Here is a 19,870-nt window from a genome sequence, read left to right on the forward strand (position 1 = left end):
CAGTGCGGTCTCGTGAGCGATGCGAGGTTACGTGGCACCGCCTCGCCTCCGTACCCTGTCGTACCGAGGAACGGGGCGAGGACACACGTGGAACACGCGCAGGGCACGAACGCGGGGATCGTACTGGCCGGGCGGTACCGACTGGGTGACGTCCTGGGCAGAGGCGGCATGGGCAAGGTGTGGCGCGCCCAGGACGAGGTGCTCAACCGGACCGTCGCGGTCAAGGAGTTGACCGCCGGGCTGTACGTCGCCGAGGCCGACCGCGCCGTGCTGCACGCCCGTACGCAGAAGGAGGCGCGCGCGGCGGCCCGCATCACGCACCCGGCGGTCGTCACCGTCCACGACGTCATCGAGTACGACAACCGGCCCTGGATCGTCATGCAGTACGTCGACGGGCCCTCGCTCGCCGACGCGACGAAGGAGTCCGGCGAGGTCGAGCCGCGCGAGGCGGCCAGGATCGGCCTCCATGTGCTGGGCGCCCTGCGGGCCGCCCACGGCGCGGGTGTCCTGCACCGGGACGTGAAGCCGGCCAACGTCCTGCTCGCCCGGGACGGCCAGGTCCTGCTCACCGACTTCGGCATCGCCGCGATCGAGGGTGACTCCACCATCACCAGGACCGGTGAACTGGTGGGCTCCATCGACTACCTGGCGCCCGAGCGGGTGCGCGGTGGCGACCCGGGCCCCGCCTCCGACCTCTGGTCCCTGGGCGCCACCCTCTACACGGCCGTCGAGGGAAGCTCGCCCTTCCGCCGTACGTCCCCCATCTCCACCATGCAGGCCGTCGTCACGGAGGAACCGCCCCCGCCGGTGCACGGTGGCCCGCTGGCACCCGTGATCACCGCCCTGCTGCGCAAGGATCCCGCGGACCGGCCGACGGCCGAGGAGACCGAGCGCATGCTGCTGGACGCGATGGAGGGACGTAAGCCCCGGGCCGCTCAGGCGCACGTCCCGACGCAGCGGGTCTCCGAGGACGACCTGCGCGCCTTCTCCACCCCGGACGGTTCCACCGCACAGCTCGCCCAGCCCCTGCCGCCGCAGGCCCCGGTGCCCCCGTACACCACGGAGCGGACCACCCGCGGCGGCGGCCGGGGCCGATGGCGCACCGTGGTGCTCGTCGTGGTGCTGGCCGCCCTGATCGGCGGCGCGGCGGGCCTGATCGCGATGAAGACGGCGGACGACGACCGGGGCGCCACCGGAGGCGGGGTGGAACAGTCCGCCGACCCCGCGCCCGCCCCCTCCGCCGACGACGCGGACACGGCGGAGGACAAGGCGAAGGACAAGGCCGGGGACGAGCCGGCCGACCAGGCCGCGAAGGACGTCCCCGACGGCTGGCAGCGGGTCGTCGACCCCGAGGGCTTCAGCCTCGTGGTGCCCGAGGGCTGGGAGCGGCAGGACAACGACGGCCAGATCGACTACACCCCGGACAACGGCGCGCACCGCATCCGGATCAGCCTCGATCCGCAGCCCGACTTCACCAACTCGTACGCGCACATGCGGAGCATCGAGAAGGACCTGGCCAGGCGTCTGCCGGAGTACCAACAGCTGGCCATGGAGGAGAACGTCTTCCGCGACCGGCCCGGCTCCCTCTGGGAGTTCACCTGGGTCGAGTCCAAGGACTTCCCCGGGCCCCGCCACGGCATCGACCAGATGTACTTCGCCGAGACCGGCGGGCCCGAGTACGCGTTCTACATGACGGGCCCCGAGGAGGACTGGGCCGAGACACGGGAGCTCTTCGACACGATGCTGCGCGGCTGGGAACCGCCGGAGCAGACGGGCTGAGGAGCCGCCCCCGCGGCGGGCGCCCCCGTACGCACCACGCCGAGGCGGACGGGCGGCCGAAGATTCACCATTCCTGACGCCCGATCCCGCGAGGGACGCCGGATCGCCCCTGATCAGCGGTTATGCCGCCAGTGATCACTGGCTGTATGGCCCGGTGCGGCACACGTCCCTGGCGGGCTCTGTGAAAACCTGTTACCCACGGGTACCCAAAGTGGTCGGGCCGACATACTCTCGCCCTCATGACGGACTCGCAGGCCTCCACGACCACCCCCGCCGCCTCCGGCGCCCGCGTCGGCACCAACCCGGTGGCCGCCGCCCCGGCCGGGGCGCGCACCGCAGCCGACGTGGTCACCCCCGAGGTGATCGCCCAGCTGACCCGTGACGTCATCGGGTCCGGCCGCACGGCCAACCACAGCCCCTTCACCGGGGAGAAGCTGGCCGACCTGCCCGAGTCCACCCCCGAGGACGTCGCCACCGCCTTCGACCGCGCCCGCGCCGCCCAGCCCGCCTGGGCCGCGACACCGGTCCGCGCCAGGGCCGCCGTACTGCTCCGCTTCCACGACCTGGTCCTGCAACGCCAGTCGGAGGTCCTCGACCTCATCCAGCTGGAGACCGGCAAGGCCCGGCTGCACGCCCACGAGGAGGTGCAGGCCGTCGCCGTCGCCGCCCGGCACTACGGGCGCAAGGCCGGCTCGTACCTCAGGCCGAGGCGCCACACCGGGGTCGTCCCCACCCTCACCAAGGTCACCGAACTGCGTCAGCCGCGCGGCGTCATCGGCCAGATCGCGCCCTGGAACTACCCCCTCGAACTCTCCGTCGGCGACGCGCTGCCCGCCTTCGTCTCCGGCAACGCCGTCGTGATGAAGCCCGACACGGAGACCGCGCTGACCGCCCTGTGGGCCCGTGACCTCCTCATCGAGGCCGGACTGCCCGCCGAGGTGTTCCAGGTCGTCCTCGGCGACGGGCCCGTCGTCGGCCCCGAGGTCGTCAGCCGCGCCGACTACGTCTCCTTCACCGGCTCCACCCGCACCGGCCGCGAGGTCGCCCAGGGAGCCGCCGCCCGGCTCGTCGGCGTATCCCTCGAACTCGGCGGCAAGAACGCCATGCTGGTCCTGGAGGACGCCGACGTGGAGAAGGCCGCCGCGGGCGCCGTCCGCGCCTGCTTCTCCTCCGCGGGTCAGCTCTGCATCTCCATCGAGCGGCTGTACGTGCACGCGTCGGTCGCCGACGCCTTCGTGGAGCGCTTCGCCGCCCGTACGAAGGCGATGCGGCTCGGCAACTCCCTCGCGTACGGCGCCGACATGGGCTCCCTCGTGGGCGAACGCCAGCTGGAGACCGTCAGCAGGCACGTCGCCGAAGCCGTCGAGAAGGGCGCCACGCTCGTCGCGGGCGGTGTCGCCCGGCCCGACATCGGCCCCCTGTTCTACGAGCCGACGATCCTCGACGGCGTCGAGGCGCCCATGGCCGTCTGCGGCGAGGAGACCTTCGGCCCGGTCGTCTCGATCTACCGCTTCGGCGACGACGACGAGGCGGTGGCCCTCGCCAACGCCACCCCGTACGGCCTCAACTCCAGTGTCTGGACGAAGAACGCCGCGCGCGGCCACCGCGTCGCCGCCCGGCTGCGGACCGGCACGGTCAACATCAACGAGGGGTACGCACCCGCGTACGGCAGCGTCCAGTCACCCATGGGCGGCATGAAGGACTCCGGCCTCGGCCGGCGGCACGGCTCCGAGGGCATCCTGAAGTACACCGAGGCCCAGACGGTCGCCCAGCAGCGGCTGATGCCCCTGGCCCCGGCCTTCGGGATGGACGACGAGAAGTACGCCGCCTTCATGAGCCGCAGCCTCAAGGCGATGAAGGCCTTCCGGCTGCGCTGACCCCGCCTCCACCCCTACCTGCCCTTTTCGTACCGAGGAGAGCCATGTCCCAGGACAGCCCTGCCCAGAAACAGGCCGCCCTGTCCGCTCAGGCGGACGACGACACGTACGACGACGCGTACGACTACGACGTCCTCGTCGTCGGCTCGGGCTTCGGCGGCGCGGTCTCGGCCCTGCGGCTCAGCGAGAAGGGCTACCGGGTCGGTGTCCTGGAGGCGGGCCGGCGTTTCACCCGCGCGACGCTGCCCAAGAACTCCTGGGACGTCAAGAACTACCTGTGGGCCCCCGCGCTCGGCCTGTTCGGCATCCAGCGGGTGCATCTGCTGGGCAAGGTGATGGTGCTGGCCGGCGCTGGTGTCGGCGGCGGCTCCCTCAACTACGCCAACACCCTGTACGTACCGCCCACGCCGTTCTTCGAGGACCGTCAGTGGGCGGACATCACCGACTGGAAGGACGAGCTGGCGCCGTACTACGACCAGGCGAAGCGGATGCTCGGGGTGCGGCTCAACCCGACCGTGACCCCGGCGGACGTCCATCTCAAGGCCGTGGCCGAGTCCATGGGCGTCGGCGACACCTTCCACCTCGCCCCGGTCGGCGTCTTCTTCGGCGACGGTCAGGACGCCGACGGCACGGCCCACGCGAAGCCCGGCGGGGAGACGCCCGACCCGTACTTCGGCGGCGCGGGCCCCGCGCGCAAGGCGTGTTCCCAGTGCGGTGAGTGCATGACGGGCTGCCGTCACGGTGCGAAGAACACGCTCAACGAGAACTACCTGTACCTCGCGGAGAAGGCCGGCGCGGTCATCCACCCGATGACGTCCGTCGTCGCGGTCACGGACGACACCGAGGGCGGCTACCGCGTCTCGACCGTGCCCACCAACCGGCGGCGCAAGGCGGCACCGTCCGTGCTGCGGGCCCGGAAGGTGGTCATCGCCGCCGGCACGTACGGCACGCAGACCCTGCTGCACACCATGAAGGACGAAGGACTGCTGCCCCGGCTGTCGTCCCGGCTCGGGGAACTGACCCGTACCAACTCCGAGGGCCTCGTGGGGGCGCAGACCAGCGACCGCCGCTACCGCAAGAAGCACGGCACCGCCAAGGCCGACTTCACCCGGGGCGTCGCCATCACCTCGTCGATCCACCCGGACGAGAACACCCACATCGAGCCGGTGCGCTACGGCAAGGGCTCCAACGCGATGGGCGCGCTCACCATCCTCCAGGTGCCCTACAGCACCCACCGCGTGCTGAGCTGGTTCGGCAACGTGGCCAAGCACCCGCTGCTGCTGGTGCGCTCGCTGTCCAACCGGCGCTGGTCGGAGCGGACCATCATCGGCCTCGTCATGCAGTCGCTGGACAACTCGCTGACCGCGTACCGCAAGCCCGGCGGCGTCGGCAAGGGCCTGCTCACCGCCCGGCAGGGCCACGGCTCGCCCAACCCGACCCAGATCGCCGAGGCCACCCAGGGCGCGACCCTGCTGGCCCAGGAGATCAACGGATTCGCCGGATCGAACATCGGGGAGCTGATGGGCACCCCGCTCACCGCGCACTTCCTGGGCGGCTGCCCGATCGGGGCGAGCCCCGAACAAGGGGTCATCGACCCGTACCACCGGCTGTACGGGCACTCCGGCATCTCCGTGGTCGACGGCTCCGCGGTCTCCGCGAACCTGGGCGTCAACCCGTCGCTGACCATCACGGCGCAGGCGGAGCGCGCGATGTCCTTCTGGCCCAACAAGGGAGAGGCGGACCCGCGCCCGGCGCAGGACGCGGCGTACGAACGGCTCGCCGCGGTCGAGCCGAGGACGCCCGCCGTGCCGAAGGAGGCGTTCGGCGCGCTGAAGCTGCCGTTCCTGGGGATGCCGGCGGTGCCGCCGAAGAAGGCCGCGTCGGACGCCTGAGCCCTTCGGACGACCGGCCCGGGAAACGCCGAAGGGCTGCACCCCCCTCCGAGTGCAGCCCCTCGACGTTCCTGCAGGTGACGCGCCTTACGCGGCGGCCTCACCGTTCTTGCGGCGCCGCACGACGAACATCGCGCCGGCACCCAGCACCACGGCCGCGCCACCCGCGAGGGCGATCACCGGAGTGGTGGAGGACGAACCGGTCTCGGCGAGGCTGCCGGTGACCTTGGTGGTGCCGCCGGCCGGCTTCGTGTCGGGGACGGGGATCTTGCCGCCCTCCTGGGGCTTCGTGCCGTCGTCGTCACCGGCGTCGACGATCTGGAACTTGTAGGCGACGTCCGTGAAGCACGGCTCGGCCTCGAAGTCCTCGCCGAAGACGAGCCCGCCGCCGAGGCTGAAGCCGGCACCCACCGGGGCGCTCGCCTTCACCTTGATGCGCAGGTCGATGTCGACCTCGTAACCGGGCTTGATCTCGTCGGTCTCGCCGACGTAGCCGCTCGTGCTGCCGAACTCCTCGATGCTCTCCCAGGTGCCCTCGGCCTCGTTGAAGGCCTGGAGCTCGATCTGGTTGGTGCTGAAGAGCTTCTCGCCAGCCTTGTCGGCGGCGGCGCCCGCGAAGAACGCCACGTTCTTCACGGTCTTCGACGAGTCGTTGTAGACGTTGAAGGTGAAGCGGTCCCAGCCGCTGCCCCGCGCGATCTTGCCGGAGAGACCCTTGATGGAGAGCTCCAGCGGACGCGGCGTGCACTCGTCGAGCGGCTCGTCCCCCTCGTCCTCGTCCTCGTCCTCGGAAGCGGTGGGCGTCGGCGTCGCGGACGGCGACTGCGACTCGGTGGCGGTCGCGGTCGGGGAGGCCGTGCCGGGCTCGGTCTCCTCGGACGACTCCGTGGCCGACGGGGTGGCCGTGGCGGTCTCCGACTCGGTGGCTTCGGGGGAGGCGGTCTCCGACGGCGTCCCGCTCGGGGTCTCGGTCGGCGCGGGCGAGGTGGTCTCGGTCGTCGTGGTCTCGGGGTCCGCGAACGCGGCCGGCGCCGAGAGCAGGACGACCGGGCCTATGACGGCGGTGGCGGCAGCGAGTGCCAGGGTGCGGCGAAGCTTCATCTGGGGCCTCAGCGGGTCCGTGGTACCGCGTGCACCGCGGTACGTCTGAAAAGGATGAACGGGCCTGCCGTTGTGGGGCACGGAACGAGCCGGTGTGTTCGCCATGCATGACCTGTGAAGTGGAGAAACGGTTGTCCTGACTTTCACAGAATCTTTATGTGGCGCTCGCCACACTCGCCCCACCCGGCCCACCGTGCCCAATCCGTGATCTTGAACGGAGCAACTCTTCGTACGGCTGCGAGGTCGAACCCGTACTGCGTCACAGCAGTCACACAGCTCCGCCGATCCTCAGAGGTTCGCGATGACACGCCTTTCCCCGAGAACAGCGCTGCGCCGTGCGGCAGGCGGTCTCGCCGCCGCCGGGCTGCTGGCCGCCGGTTCGCTCGCCGTCGGCGCACCGGCGCGGGCGGACACCCCCGTCCTCACCCTCGGCGGCCCCGCCGAGACCGCCGTGCACCCCTACCCGGAGACCGGGAGCCCCCAGAAGTCCTCGTTCGGGCTCACCGTCCACAACCCGGACCCCGACGAGGAGAGCATGGGCTACGAGGGCGAGGTGACCTACACCCTCGACCTCAGCGGCATCGCGGGCATCGCCGAGCTCACCCCGGCCGAGGACACGGGAGCGGACTGCGAGATCACCGGGGCCACGGCCGTCTGCCACGACTACGGCGTCTACGCGGGCCTCAGTTCCGTCGCGGACTTCGACCTCGCCGCGGCGAAGGGCAGCGAGGACGGTGCCTCCGGCGCCATCGAGGTGACCGGCTCGGCGGACGGGGTCACCTTTACCCCGTTCACCGCGAAGGTGACCGTCGGCGGCCCCGACCTGGTCATGAAGCGGCTCCCCTTCGAGCAGCAGCTCCGGCCGGGCGACGTACAGGCCGCACCGATCACGTTCACCAACAAGGGCACCACGGCCGCCGACGGAGTCCTGCTGACCCTGAAGTACTCGCGCGGCCTCGACCTCCCGCAGCGCTACGCCAACTGCGAGTACGACGGCGAGGCCGGAGAGGATCCCTTCGCCGGCTTCGTCTGGTCCACCGCCCTCTGCTCGGTCCCCGGCACCTACGAACCGGGCGCCACGTACACGCTGGGGGAGCCGCTGCCCGTCAAGGCCACCGAGCGCGCCTTCTACGACACCTTCATCTACCGCATCGACGAGGACGGCGCGGCGCAGCGCTCCGCACAGCGGGCGGGCGCGCCCTTCACCCGGGGCACGGGCTCACCGCTGACCCTGAAGAAGGTCACGTCCTCCGCCCGCAGCGCGGACCTCGATCCCCGGGACAACCAGCAGGAGGCCGACTTCCGCACGGAGAACACCGCGAACTTCGTGGCGGTGGGCGACACGGCCCACGGCGCCGTGGGCGAGACGGTCACGGCGGACCTCGGTTTCCGTAACGACGGACCGGCCTGGATCGGCTACATCCGGTCCGGCGAGCCCGTCGCCGCCTTCGACTTCACCGTCCCCGAAGGCGCCGCGGTCACCCACAAGCCGGACTCCTGCCGGGGTGTGACGGCGGACGGCGGGTACCGCGAGGACCAGACCGGCGCGCCCCGCTACGTCTGCGAGACGTCGATGACCGTGCGCGACGGGGCGGAGATCTCGCTGCCGTTCGACCTGAGGATCACCGAGCGGGTCCCGGACGCCGAGGGCGCCGTACGGATCCGCAACACCTGGCTGAGCGACCCCGCGCTGCCCTTCGACCCGAAGCCGGCCGACAACACCGCGCGGCTGGTGCTCAACGGCTCCGACGACGGCGACGGCGACGGCGGCCCCGGCCCCGGCCCCGGCTCCGGATCCGGATCCGACGACACAGGCGGCTCCACCACAGGTGCGGGCACAGGGGGTCAGGACGCGCAGACGTCCGGCACCGCGGGTGCCTCGGCCGGCGCCGGTTCGAGCGGGAGTACGGGCGGCACGTCCGGCTCCGCGTCGACGGACACCGGGGGCTTCCTCGCCTCCACCGGCTCGGTCGCGCTCATGGCCACCGCCGCCGCGGTGATCGCCCTGGCCGCGGGCGGTGTGCTGTACGCGACGACCCGGCGCCGCGCCGAGCGGGTCTGAGGCCGCCGCTCACGACGGTCCATTCGGCGGCCGGTCCCGGGCGTCCCCGGAACCGGCCGCACATGGGTGACCGGGCTGCTGTCCCCTGCCGACCGGTCACACGCGCCGGGTCGTGGTCCCACGGCGTACCTGGGGCACGCCACACGTCCCGGCGGAGCCACGCGTGGATTCCTACCGATGCCGCCCCTGGCTGGCACGGACACCCGGACCAACGAAGCCGTCGGGCACCCGGTCACGCGCCGTACGGGTGAGACCGGTCCCGAACGCGGGTGCGGCCGTACAGCCTTCCCGGACGTCACACCCGGCTCCTCGGACGTCACACCCGGCCGCGGCACAGCTCCAGCAGCGTCATGGCGAGGGCCGTGCCCGGCTTGCCCAGGGCATCGCTGTAGTGGCTGAGGACGTCCATCTCCCGGGAGAGGTTCACCCGGCGGCCGCCGGACGTGATCCTCGCCTCCTGGATCACCGCCGAGACGGCCATCCGTTCCTGGACGAGGCCGATGATCCGGTCGTCCAGCGCGTCGATGCGCGTCCGGGCGCCCCCGATCAGGGAGGCGGCCTCGTCGGTGTGCGCGCCGGTCCGCTCGGCGGCCGTCTTCACGGGTGCGGTGCTCGTGGTGCTGGTCATCTGTGACTCCTGGTGGGCTGTGGGCCCCCGGAGCGACGGGTCCGGAACGCCAGAACGCCCCGGGCCTGTCGGCCCGGGGCGCCTGGAACGTTGCTTGTCAGTTGCTCAAGCAGCACGACCATGGCAGCCGGCGGACCGGGTGCCATAGGTAAAGACGAAGATCGTGTGCTGACGCATGGAAGCAAGTATGGACCCCGCCCGGGGCCGGGTCCACGCCGGGCCCGGATGGTGAGACGGGAGCCCGGCTGGGCGATGTTCCACGGCCGGTAGAATTGGGAGGACCGACCCCCTCTCCACCGCCGGAAGGCCGCCCCCGTGCCAGCAGCACCCCCCGCCGCCCCCGACACCACGACCGACGTCGTCCTGGTTGTCGACTTCGGCGCCCAGTACGCCCAGCTCATCGCCCGACGCGTCCGTGAGGCCCGGGTCTACAGCGAGATCGTCCCGTCCACGATGCCGGTGGCCGAGATGCTGGCCAAGAACCCCCGGGCGATCATCCTCTCCGGCGGCCCCTCGTCGGTGTACGCGGAGGGCGCGCCCAGCCTCGACCGTTCGCTGTTCGAGGCCGGGGTCCCGGTCTTCGGCATGTGCTACGGCTTCCAGCTGATGGCCACCACCCTCGGCGGCACGGTCGACGACAACGGCGCACGTGAGTACGGCCGCACCCCGCTCGCCGTCTCCAAGGCCGGCTCCACCCTCTTCGAGGGCACGCCCACCGAGCAGCCGGTCTGGATGTCGCACGGCGACGCCTGCTCCGCCGCCCCCGAGGGCTTCACCGTGACCGCGTCCACGGACGTCGTCCCCGTCGCCGCCTTCGAGAACGACGAGAAGAAGCTCTACGGCGTCCAGTACCACCCGGAGGTCATGCACTCGACCTACGGCCAGCAGGTCCTGGAGCACTTCCTGTACCGGGGCGCGGGCATCGAGCCCACCTGGACGACCACCAACGTCGTCGAGGAGCAGATCGCCCTGATCCGCGAGCAGGTCGGCGACAAGCGCGCCATCTGCGGTCTCTCCGGCGGCGTGGACTCCGCGGTCGCCGCGGCCCTCGTGCAGAAGGCCATCGGCTCCCAGCTCACCTGCGTGTACGTCGACCACGGTCTGATGCGCAAGGGCGAGACCGAGCAGGTCGAGAAGGACTTCGTCGCCGCGACCGGCGCGAAGCTGAAGGTCGTCGACGCGGAGAAGCGCTTCCTCGACGCCCTGGCCGGTGTGTCCGACCCGGAGCAGAAGCGGAAGATCATCGGCCGCGAGTTCATCCGCGTCTTCGAGCAGGCCCAGCTGGAGATCCTCCAGGAGGACGGCCCCGAGGTCGCCTTCCTCGTCCAGGGCACCCTCTACCCGGACGTCGTCGAGTCCGGCGGCGGCACCGGCACGGCCAACATCAAGTCCCACCACAACGTGGGCGGGCTTCCCGACGACATCGAGTTCCAGCTCGTCGAGCCGCTGCGCCAGCTGTTCAAGGACGAGGTCCGGATGGTCGGCCAGGAGCTCGGCCTGCCGGAGGAGATCGTCCAGCGCCAGCCGTTCCCCGGCCCCGGCCTCGGGATCCGTATCGTCGGCGACGTCACCAAGGAGCGGCTCGACCTGCTGCGCGAGGCCGACGCCATCGCCCGCGAGGAGCTGACCGCGGCCGGCCTCGACCGTGACATCTGGCAGTGCCCCGTGGTCCTGCTCGCGGACGTCCGCAGCGTCGGTGTCCAGGGCGACGGCCGCACCTACGGCCACCCGATCGTGCTGCGCCCGGTCTCCTCCGAGGACGCCATGACGGCCGACTGGTCGCGCCTGCCGTACGAGACGCTGGCGAAGATCTCCACCCGCATCACCAACGAGGTCGCCGACGTCAACCGCGTGGTGCTCGACGTGACGAGCAAGCCGCCGGGGACGATCGAGTGGGAGTGACCCCCCGGGACTCCTGAGGTCGGCACCGATGCCGTCGCCCGTTCGTCCGGGCGGCGGCATCGGCGTATCCGGGTGGGCGGGACGCAGCTCCACGGGGAGCGCGCTAATCCGGTGGCAGGACTCCGCCGCCCGTGGAATGGTGCGGCCCCATGTCCGCCGAAGAAGTACGCGCCCTCATGTCCGCCCCCGGCAACGAGCACCTCACCTGGAACACCCCGCTCTCCGAGGAACACGCCGCCCGGCTGATCGCCGCCTGCGCCCCCGCACCCGGCGCCCGGATCGCCGACTTCGGCAGCGGCTGGGGTGAGCTGCTGATGCGCCTGGTCGAAGCGGCACCCGGTTCCGGCGGGGACGGCGTCGAGACCGACCCGGACGCCGTCGCGCGGGGCCGGCGCCTGGCGCAGGAGCGGGGGCTCACCGACCGGGTGCGCTTCCACGAGGTGCCGGCCGCGGAGTACCAGGGCGAGGGCTACGACCTGGCCGTCTCCATCGGTGCCTCGCACGCCTGGCCGGGCGGCACCCCGGAGGCGCTCAAGGCCCTGCGGGCGGCCGTACGCCCCGGTGGCCGGGTGCTGTTCGGCGACGGGTTCTGGGAGCGGGAGCCCTCGCCCGCCGCCCTGGAGGGCCTCGGCGCGGAGGCCGGCGACTTCGGCCCGCTCCTGGACCTGATCCGGCAGGCGGAGGCGGCCGGGCTCCGGCCGCTCCAGGTGACCGTGGCCGACCGGCGCGAGTGGGACCTCTTCGAGTCCGCCGCCAACATCGGGCGCGGCGAACGCTGGGCACTGGCCAACCCCGGCCACCGGCTGCACGCCGCGGTGACCGAGGCCGTCGACGCGCGCCGCACCGGGTACTACGGGGGGTACCGAGGGACCCTGGGCCTCGCCTACCTCGTACTGGGCGCCTGAAAATCGCACATATCCACGACACGCGCCCACGGCCCGCCCCGATGTGGGACGAGGCCGCTCCGTACGGCACAATTCGCAGAAATCACAGGTGAGTTGGTTCTACCGGGGCAGGAAAGGGCGGCGTTCTCCGTGGCGTTGGACGAGGCGAGGGCGAAAAGTACGCACGGCGGTGGCTGTACGTGCGGTGACTGCCCGCACGGAGCACGCGAGGGTCACCGGCGGGCCGTGGCGGCCTTCCTCACCAAACGGGACGAACTCGCCGCCGGGCAGGGCCTGCCCGGCGGGGTCGCCCAGTCGGTCTCCGCGTCCCGCCAGTGGGTGTCGGACGAGCTGACCGAATCGGCCCGTACGGTCGCCGACCGCGGGCGGGAAGCGGGTGACGCCTGGCTCCACGCCCTCTGGCTGCGCACCCTGACCGTGGTCTGGGGCGGCGTCGCCCTGCTGGTCATCGGCGAGGCGGCCACCGCCATCGGGGCCGGCTGGTCGACCGCCCGTACCGCCGGCCTGTTCGCCGCACTCGTCACGGCGGGCCTGCTGACCGGCGCCGCCCGTGTCCACCGGGCCCGCGGCGGTCTCCTCGCCCCGCTGATCGGCGAGGACAACAGGCTCTCCACCTCACGCACCGTCGCCGCCTCCTGGGTGCTGCTCGCCGTCTTCGCCGTCCTCGTACTCGCGCTGCAACTGGCCTGGGCCTCCGACCACGCCGACCGCGACACCCTGATCGAGGGCCTGGACCTGGTCCGCTCGGCCGGCGTGCTGACCGTGCTCGCGCTGGTGTGCGCCGTCGCCGTCGTCGTCCGCCGCGTGGTGACCGTACGCGTCCTCGGACAGCGGCTTCAGAAGCTGCGGGCCGACCGGCCCCGGGCCGCCGACCTGCTGACGGACGACTCCGGGCGCGGCAGCTTCACCGATGTGCAGTACGTGCTGGTCAGCACCGTCGCCGTACTGTTCGCCGCGGTCCGCCTGGCCCGCCGCCCCGAGCAACTGCCGGACCTGCCGTGGGGCCTGGCGGTCCTGGTGGCCGTCTCGGCGGCGACGTACTTCGCGGGGAAGTACGCGGAGGGCGGCCGCCCGGTCGTCCTGTCGGTCGTCCGGGCCAGGGAGGCCGGGGACCTCGACGCCCCGATCCGTACCGGCGACGACATCGAGATCCGCGGCGCCGGCTTCGTACCCCCGGGCGCCGGAAGCCCCGACCGGCTGGCACGGGTGGTCGTCAGGATCGGCCGGGTGCACGTCCACGTCCCCCTGATCCCGGTCACCGGAGGCTTCGCCAACCCGGCGGACACCGTGCTCACCGTGCCGGTGCCCGTCGAGGTCGAACCGGGGGCCGTGGAGGTGCAGGTCGTGACGGCCGCGGGGGTGGAGACCAACTCCTGCCTCATCGATGTCACGGACTGAGCCCCGACTCGCCTGAAAGCCCTCTGGTCGCGCCCACGCCTCGCTACGATCGTGAACGGTCGGGCGGGGGGCCGCCCTGGTGGGGAGGGTGACGTGGTGGCACGGCAGTACGAACAGGGCGCGGTCTCCGTCACGGGCCTCGAGGTCCTCGTCGGTGTGGACGAGGACGACGAGCCGGGCGGCACGGGTACGAAGGGTCTGCGGCGGCGAGGCCGGGGGCCCGCCGATCTGCAGGTGGCGCACATCCCCGCAGAGCGGCTCCGTGACAGCCTGGAGAACACCGTGGCGACCCTGCGCGGTCTGTTCGACGGGATCGCCGCCGAGACGTCGGCCTTCCCCCTGCGTGAGGTCCAGGTCTCCTTCGAGATCTCGGCGAAGGGCGGCATCCGGCTCATCGGTACGAGCGAGGTCGAGGCGAAGGGCGGCATCACGCTGGTGTTCGGTGCCCGCGGCGGCGACACCGACGCGACGTGACGGGCGGCTCCGTCCGGTACCGGGCGCTGCTGCTGTTCGTACCGGCCTACGAGGCGGACGAGTGGCCCGATCTGGGCTACCTCCAGGGTGAGTACGAGGAGACGTGCGAGTCCCTGAAGGAGTGCGGTTACGACATCGACGGGACGAGCGGCTGCGAAAGGTTCCAGGCGCTCGAACTACGGCGCCGAATAACCGACTTCATCGAAGACGCGCGGGCCGGTGAGCACCTGCTGGTCTATCTGAGCGGCCACGGCTTCCAGTACGACGGGCACCACTGGTTCGCCGCGTACGATTCCTCGGTCGATCCGTACCGGTACGACGAGCTCCGGTCCACCAACGTCTCCCTCGACGAGGGATGGCCCAAACGGGTGGCGGACAGCCGCGCCGAGCGAGCGCTCTTCGTCGTGGACGCCTGCAGGGACCGGCTGGTACCTGACAGCGGCCACCCGCTCGAACCCCCCTACACCACACCGCCCGACAGCGAGTTCTTGAGCTACCTGTTCGCGTGCGCCCCCAGGACCACTGCCGCATTCGTGGCGGAGGAAAGGGCGGGTTACAGCCTGTTCACGCGTGCGCTGCGCGACGTACTCGCCGACGCACAGGCGCCGCTGTCCACGTTCCGGCTGCGTGGGCTGCTGGACGAGGCGATGCGTGAACTGCGGGCGCACTCCGCGGGGCCCGGTCAGGAAGCTCGCCTCAGCGGCGAGGAGGGCGGGGACCGATTCGAGTTCCTGCCCCCGGCCGCCCGGACCGCGCAGCCCACGCCGTGCGGTGCGGGCGTGTGGACATACGCGCACAAGGGTTCGGACACCACGGAGCTGCGGGAACAGGCAGATCACGTGGACCGGGAACTGACCGCCCTGCTCGACACCTATCGGCCCGAGCTGCTCGACGATCTCTGGCTGGACTGGGAATCCGGGGCCCGCGTTGCCGCACGGTTGCTGCAACTGCTGGGCCGGCTGCCCGCCGAGGTGCGCTTCACCCCCGAGGAGGCCGCCGTCCTGGCCCTGGCGCCCGCGCTGTACCACGGGTTCCGAGTCACCTGTGCCGTGGACGCCCAGCGGTTCATGAGGCCGGGCCGGGTCCAGGCGCCCCAACTGAAGGCCGCGTGGGAGCGCTACCCGCGGTTGGACCAGCAGACGGACCGGGAGACCGATCCGCGCCGCAGCGAGCGCGACAGGAGGGTGGCACAGGGCTGGGTGGTGCACCAGTCGGAGGTCCGTGACAGCAGCGGTGCCGAGGACACCAAACTGCAGTCCTTTCTGGAGACCGTGGCCGGCACCGAGCGACTGTCCGCCGTGCTCCACATCGACTTCGTGGCGTGGCTGTTTCGTTCCATGAGGGAGGGCGCGGGGGTACTGGCCGAGCCGCCCAGCACGCGCGACGGCGTCAGGATCCCGCTACGCCAGCAACTGATCGGCTACCTGCTGTCCGCTGCCCAGATCATGGCACTCGACCTGGCGGAGCTGCCTCAGGTACTGGTGGAGAACAGCGGAGGGCGCGAACGCGTCGGCCTCGCCCAGGTGCGGCGCGACATCGCCCTGGCCGGCTGGGAGATCACCGACCGCACCATGCGGCTGCGGGCCGAGTGCGGGCACCAGGCGGTGATGGTCGCCTTTCAGGAACGCGTCGCCTTTCTCGACGGTCTGATCGGCGCGCAGATGTCCGTGCCCGAGGAACTCGCCTCCCTGCCGAGCCGTGCTTCAGCGGACGAGGTGACACCGGCGAAGGTCGGCAACAAGGAGAAGTTCCTTTCCCTGGTCACCAGGTTCGGCCTCGACGGTCCCCGGGTGCGTGAGCTGCTGATCGGGGAGCAGCTCTACGGTTCGCGCACCCTCGCGGTGCGGGAGCTCTACCAGAACGCCATGGACGCGTGCGAGGTGCGGCTGGCCCGGGAGACCCTCCAGAGCCGTCCGGGGAAGCCTGACTGGGAAGGCCGGATCGAGATCACCCAGGGGAGGACCGGGCAACGCAGGTACCTGCAGTGCGTGGACAACGGTTCCGGCATGGGCCGGGAGGAACTGGTCCACGCCTTTGCGCAGGGGGGTGCCCGGCTGTCCCACCTCTCGCCGTTCATGGAGGAGAGGAGGAAGTGGGAGTCGCAGAAGATCCGGTTCCGGGAGAACAGCCGTTTTGGGATCGGAGTGCTCAGCTACTTCATGCTGGCCGACGAGGTCGAGGTCGTCACCCGCAAGTTCCTGAAGAAGGACGCGCCGGCGGGCGCGGCGCTGAGCGTGTGGATCGGCGGCCCCGACCACCTGTTCCAAGTGCGCGACCATCCGGAGGAGATCAGTTTTCTCGGTGACTCCTGCGGCACCCTGGTGCGGTGGTACCTCCGGGGCGACGTCCCCGATGACGTCAGCTGCGTGCGCGCGCTGCGCGCGGTGCTCGGCGTGACCCGGTTCCGCACCACGGCGTCGGGCATGGACGGTGCCGACCCGGAGACCTGGGAACCGGGTGACTACCGCAGCCGCCCCGACACCGTCGACGGGCTGACCATCGACGCGACGGAGCCCGTCGCCCCCGATCCGGACGGGCACGTGTACTGGTGCGCGCAGGGAGGCGCACTGCTGGTCGACGGCATCGCCACGCGCGCGAACTGGTACCAGCCGGGCGCGGAATCCGACCGGGACCGCAAGGCGGTCGGGCGCATGGAGGTGGCCGGTGCGGTGGTCAACCTTCAGGGACCGGTCAGCACGAAGTTCAACGCGCGGGGTTTCGTGCCGAGACTGAAGGTGGACCGCAGCGAGATCCTGGACGACGTCTTCGAACCGGTCCGCAGCAGGCTCAAGCAGGCCGCGCGTTCGCTGGCGGGCAGCGAAGTGCTCACGGTGGACTGGCTGCAACGGACCTCGCGCAAGGAGCCGAGGATCGCCGATGCGGTGGTCGAAGGGCTCGTCGCCTGCGACGCCCCGCTCACCGAGGAGGACGGCGGTACCTCGAGGGTCGGCCGTACCGGTTACTTCCCCGCCGACAGCGACCTGCGGGCGAACTGGGACCGCGTCCGGCCGCCGGCGATCAGGAGTACGGAGTACGACGGAGGGGAGCGGCAGCGGCAGGACCGGCTCCCGCCCCATCTGGCGCTCTGGCGCTACTACGCCCACTTTCCCGAGGACGTCGCCCGCGCGCTCGGCGAGGCGTGCCCGGCCGACCTGCTGACGACAGAACCGGCATGGGCCCTCCCGTCGGACACCGTCCTGCTGGGGGGCGCGGATTCGGATGGCAGCTGGGACCAGGGGACGTACCTCGCCGACGCGCTTCGGTACGCGGAGCAGCTCAACGAACTCCTCACCGTGGTGGTGGACCGGCTGGCGGGCTTGGGCCTCCCCGTGTCCGTTCCTCGTCGGCCGGACGTCGAGGAGATGCCGAGGGGCGAGATTCTGACCCTGCTGAGCAGGGAGGGTGACGGGGACCGGCCGTGGCTGAGTGCCGGAGAGGCGGTCACCGCAGCCACCGTCCTGAGGGCGTGCGAGCAGTCCCCCACAACTCCGTCGAAGGCGGTCAGGTTCCTCAGGGCTCGCGGATACGACATCTCCCGGTGCTCCATGCTCCTCGACCCCGATTCGGCCCCCGCCAAGCGGGCGCGCACCCTGCTCAGCGCGCGGGGGAACGAGTGGGGGCCCTATGTGAACGGGATCGCCGACACGCAGCACATCGTGGAGGCGGCGAGCCGAACAGGTTCGAGTCCCAGGGAGGTCCGAGCGGAACTCGAACGGCTCGGTGTTTACCCCGGGTTCATCTCCTTGCGCGACCGGAACGTCCTGAGCGCGATACAGCGAGATGGGCTCCAGCCGGCCGAGACACCCGGCGAGCCGCTTACCGCCACACATGTGTTCGCCGCCGCGCACGCTCTCACTGATTCGACAGGCAACGTGGCACTTCAGCTGGAAGCCCTGGGCCACACGCTGCCTGCCGAGCTGCCCCCGGACGGCCCGGCGCCGGACCATGCGGAGCTGCTGACCACCCCGCTACGCACCGGCGGACGGTGTATAGACCTGGATGCTCCGGTGCCGTTGCCCGACCTTTTCGCGCTGGCCCGGCGCAGTCGCGCGACGCCGGTCCAGACGGCACAGCGACTGCGGTCACTGGGTGTCGACGTGCCCTGTGACGACGGCGCGATGGACGTGGACCGGGACGAATTGGCCATGCTCAAGCGCATCAGGCCTTTCACCGGGGCCGGGGTTGACGACACAGCGCTCGATCCCCGGGACACGGTCCCGCTGGCACATATGGTGTACGTCGCGAGCCTGCGGGAACTGCCGCTTTCCCGGGTCGCCGCCCGGCTGGAGGAACTCGGCATGCGGTGCGCTCCGCTGCCCGACCCCCTGCCACCGCTTCCGGGTCCGGCGGAGGAACGCGCACTCATCGCACCATGGGTGCCGTACAAGCCACAGCTGACCGGGGCCGACGTACCGGTCGGATGTGTGTACACCGCCGCGCAGGATCACGGTTGGACTGTGCCGGACACGGTGGCACGGCTCCGACAGTGGGGGCTTCGAGTCACTGAACCCGATGAAACGCTCTCCTCGGGCCCGGAGGAGGAAGACCTGACCCTCCTGAGCCTGCGCACGGACGGCAGGAGCCCCTGGGTCGACCTGTCGGAGGTCGTGAGCACCGTCCACGTGGTGCGTGCCGCACGCACGCTGAAGTGGGCCACCGAAACGGCACGGGAGAGGCTGCTCCAGCTGGGCGCGCGCATCTCACGCCCCGTGGAGGAGGACGATGGTCGCGCCGGGAGATCCGAAGCCACGGCCGGTCGGGACCATGGCCTGTTCAGAACGAGGACCTGGAACGTGGGCGCCCTCTTCCGCCGCGAGCCGGTCCCGGCCGCGTATGTGATGATCACGGCGGACGAGAACGATCTGACGGCCCGGGATGTCGCGGACCGGTTGCGCGCCGCCGGATTCGTCCTCGACGACCACCCCTATCCGGACGAGCTTCCGGCCCCGGAGGACCTGCTGATCCTGTGCGAGAACGGGTTCGTGGACAACGACTGGCTCCCGCTGGAGGAACCCGTCGGCCTCGAGCACCTCCTGGTCACGGCCCACCGGCTCGCCACCGACGTCAACGATGTCGCCGACCGGATGCACGCGCTCGGCTACGTGATCCCACCCGTCGCACAGATGGTGCGGGACGCGTGGGACCGCGTCCCCAAGGCGGCCGGTCGGCCCTGACTTACCGGGGTGAGCAGAGCGTTCCCCGCGTGCGTATCGTCTGGTTGACGGGCCAACGGAAAGTGGGGCAGTGATGCACGGGTACAGGGGCGGTTCGTACGGTCTGGACGAGCCGAGGAGTCTCCGGGACCGGGCACGGGAGTACGCGCTCCTGCCCCTGCGGATCTTCCTCGGCGTCACCTTCGTCTACGCGGGGCTCGACAAGCTGACCGACAGCGCCTTCCTGTCCGCGAGCGGGTCGGGCTCGATCGGCGAGATGATGAACGCCGTACGTGACAGCGCGGCGATCCCGGGCCTCGTCGACCTGGCCCTGAAGAGCCCCGAGGGCTTCGGCTACGCCATCGCGATCGGTGAACTCCTCGTCGGCCTCGGCACCCTGGCCGGCCTCTGGGCACGCGTCGCGGCACTCGGCGGGGCGCTGATCTCACTGAGCCTGTGGCTGACGGTGAGCTGGCAGAGCACCCCGTACTACTACGGCAACGACCTCGTCTACCTCATGGCCTGGCTGCCGCTGCTGCTGGCGGGGGCGCCTTACTGGTCCCTGGACGCCATGAGGGGGCGGCGGCGCCGCAGGGGGCTCTGAGGCGCGAAAGGGCGTGCCGTCCCAGGCGGTGGATGTGCCGAACTCCGTACAGTCCGGGCCGCAGGAACCGGCCAGAAGCTGAACGTGCTGTGCGG

General features: G+C 71.3%; 12 protein-coding genes. 10 read left to right on the top strand and 2 right to left on the bottom strand.

Features of this window, described 5'->3' with window-relative positions; genetic code table 11:
* Positions 1–87 precede the first annotated feature (87 nt).
* From ACZ607_RS23630 to ACZ607_RS23640, 3 genes are all read left to right on the top strand, one after another.
* A complete protein-coding gene (locus ACZ607_RS23630) occupies positions 88–1,779 on the top strand; it encodes a protein kinase domain-containing protein (RefSeq protein ID WP_469737492.1) in 1,692 nt (563 codons plus the stop codon).
* A 239-nt stretch (positions 1,780–2,018) separates the two neighbouring features.
* Positions 2,019–3,656 (top strand): succinic semialdehyde dehydrogenase, encoded by a 1,638-nt coding sequence (locus tag ACZ607_RS23635; protein WP_469737494.1) that lies wholly within the window; start codon positions 2,019–2,021, stop codon positions 3,654–3,656.
* 44 nt (positions 3,657–3,700) lie between these two features.
* The gene (locus ACZ607_RS23640; RefSeq protein ID WP_469737496.1) at positions 3,701–5,548 is read left to right on the top strand and encodes a GMC oxidoreductase; all 1,848 of its coding nucleotides are present in this window, start codon (positions 3,701–3,703) and stop codon (positions 5,546–5,548) included.
* 87 nt (positions 5,549–5,635) lie between these two features.
* On the opposite strand, the gene ACZ607_RS23645 is transcribed toward ACZ607_RS23640, so the two are convergent.
* Positions 5,636–6,649, bottom strand: coding sequence for an LAETG motif-containing sortase-dependent surface protein (locus tag ACZ607_RS23645; protein WP_469737498.1), 1,014 nt, complete (start codon positions 6,647–6,649; stop codon positions 5,636–5,638).
* Positions 6,650–6,950: 301 nt separating this feature from the next.
* Between ACZ607_RS23645 and ACZ607_RS23650 the strand changes: the two genes are divergently transcribed.
* Positions 6,951–8,711, top strand: a complete 1,761-nt coding sequence (locus ACZ607_RS23650; protein WP_469737500.1) for a peptidase — start codon at positions 6,951–6,953, stop codon at positions 8,709–8,711.
* Between the two features lie 316 nt (positions 8,712–9,027).
* Here the strand turns inward: ACZ607_RS23650 and ACZ607_RS23655 are convergent, their stop codons facing one another.
* On the bottom strand, positions 9,028–9,339 hold the full coding sequence (locus ACZ607_RS23655) for a chorismate mutase (RefSeq protein ID WP_469737502.1): 312 nt from the start codon (positions 9,337–9,339) through the stop codon (positions 9,028–9,030).
* 315 nt (positions 9,340–9,654) lie between these two features.
* Here ACZ607_RS23655 and guaA point away from each other — a divergent pair, with 315 nt between their 5' ends.
* From guaA to ACZ607_RS23685, 6 genes are all read left to right on the top strand, one after another.
* A complete protein-coding gene (gene guaA, locus ACZ607_RS23660) occupies positions 9,655–11,241 on the top strand; it encodes a glutamine-hydrolyzing GMP synthase (RefSeq protein WP_399996586.1) in 1,587 nt (528 codons plus the stop codon).
* 149 nt (positions 11,242–11,390) lie between these two features.
* Entirely contained in the window at positions 11,391–12,146 is a 756-nt protein-coding gene (locus ACZ607_RS23665) for an SAM-dependent methyltransferase (protein WP_469737504.1), read from the top strand.
* A gap of 129 nt (positions 12,147–12,275) precedes the next feature.
* A complete protein-coding gene (locus ACZ607_RS23670) occupies positions 12,276–13,544 on the top strand; it encodes a hypothetical protein (RefSeq protein ID WP_469737506.1) in 1,269 nt (422 codons plus the stop codon).
* 93 nt (positions 13,545–13,637) lie between these two features.
* Positions 13,638–14,018 carry a Pepco domain-containing protein gene (locus tag ACZ607_RS23675; protein ID WP_469737508.1) on the top strand — a complete coding sequence of 127 codons (381 nt, stop codon included), beginning with the start codon at positions 13,638–13,640 and terminating at the stop codon, positions 14,016–14,018.
* The gene (locus ACZ607_RS23680; protein ID WP_469737510.1) at positions 14,015–19,192 is read left to right on the top strand and encodes a wHTH domain-containing protein; all 5,178 of its coding nucleotides are present in this window, start codon (positions 14,015–14,017) and stop codon (positions 19,190–19,192) included. Before ACZ607_RS23675 ends, ACZ607_RS23680 begins: the two co-directional genes overlap by 4 nt.
* A gap of 73 nt (positions 19,193–19,265) precedes the next feature.
* On the top strand, positions 19,266–19,775 hold the full coding sequence (locus tag ACZ607_RS23685) for a DoxX family protein (protein WP_469737512.1): 510 nt from the start codon (positions 19,266–19,268) through the stop codon (positions 19,773–19,775).
* Positions 19,776–19,870 lie beyond the last annotated feature (95 nt).

The organism is Streptomyces sp. NPDC104381 (genome assembly GCF_055583745.1).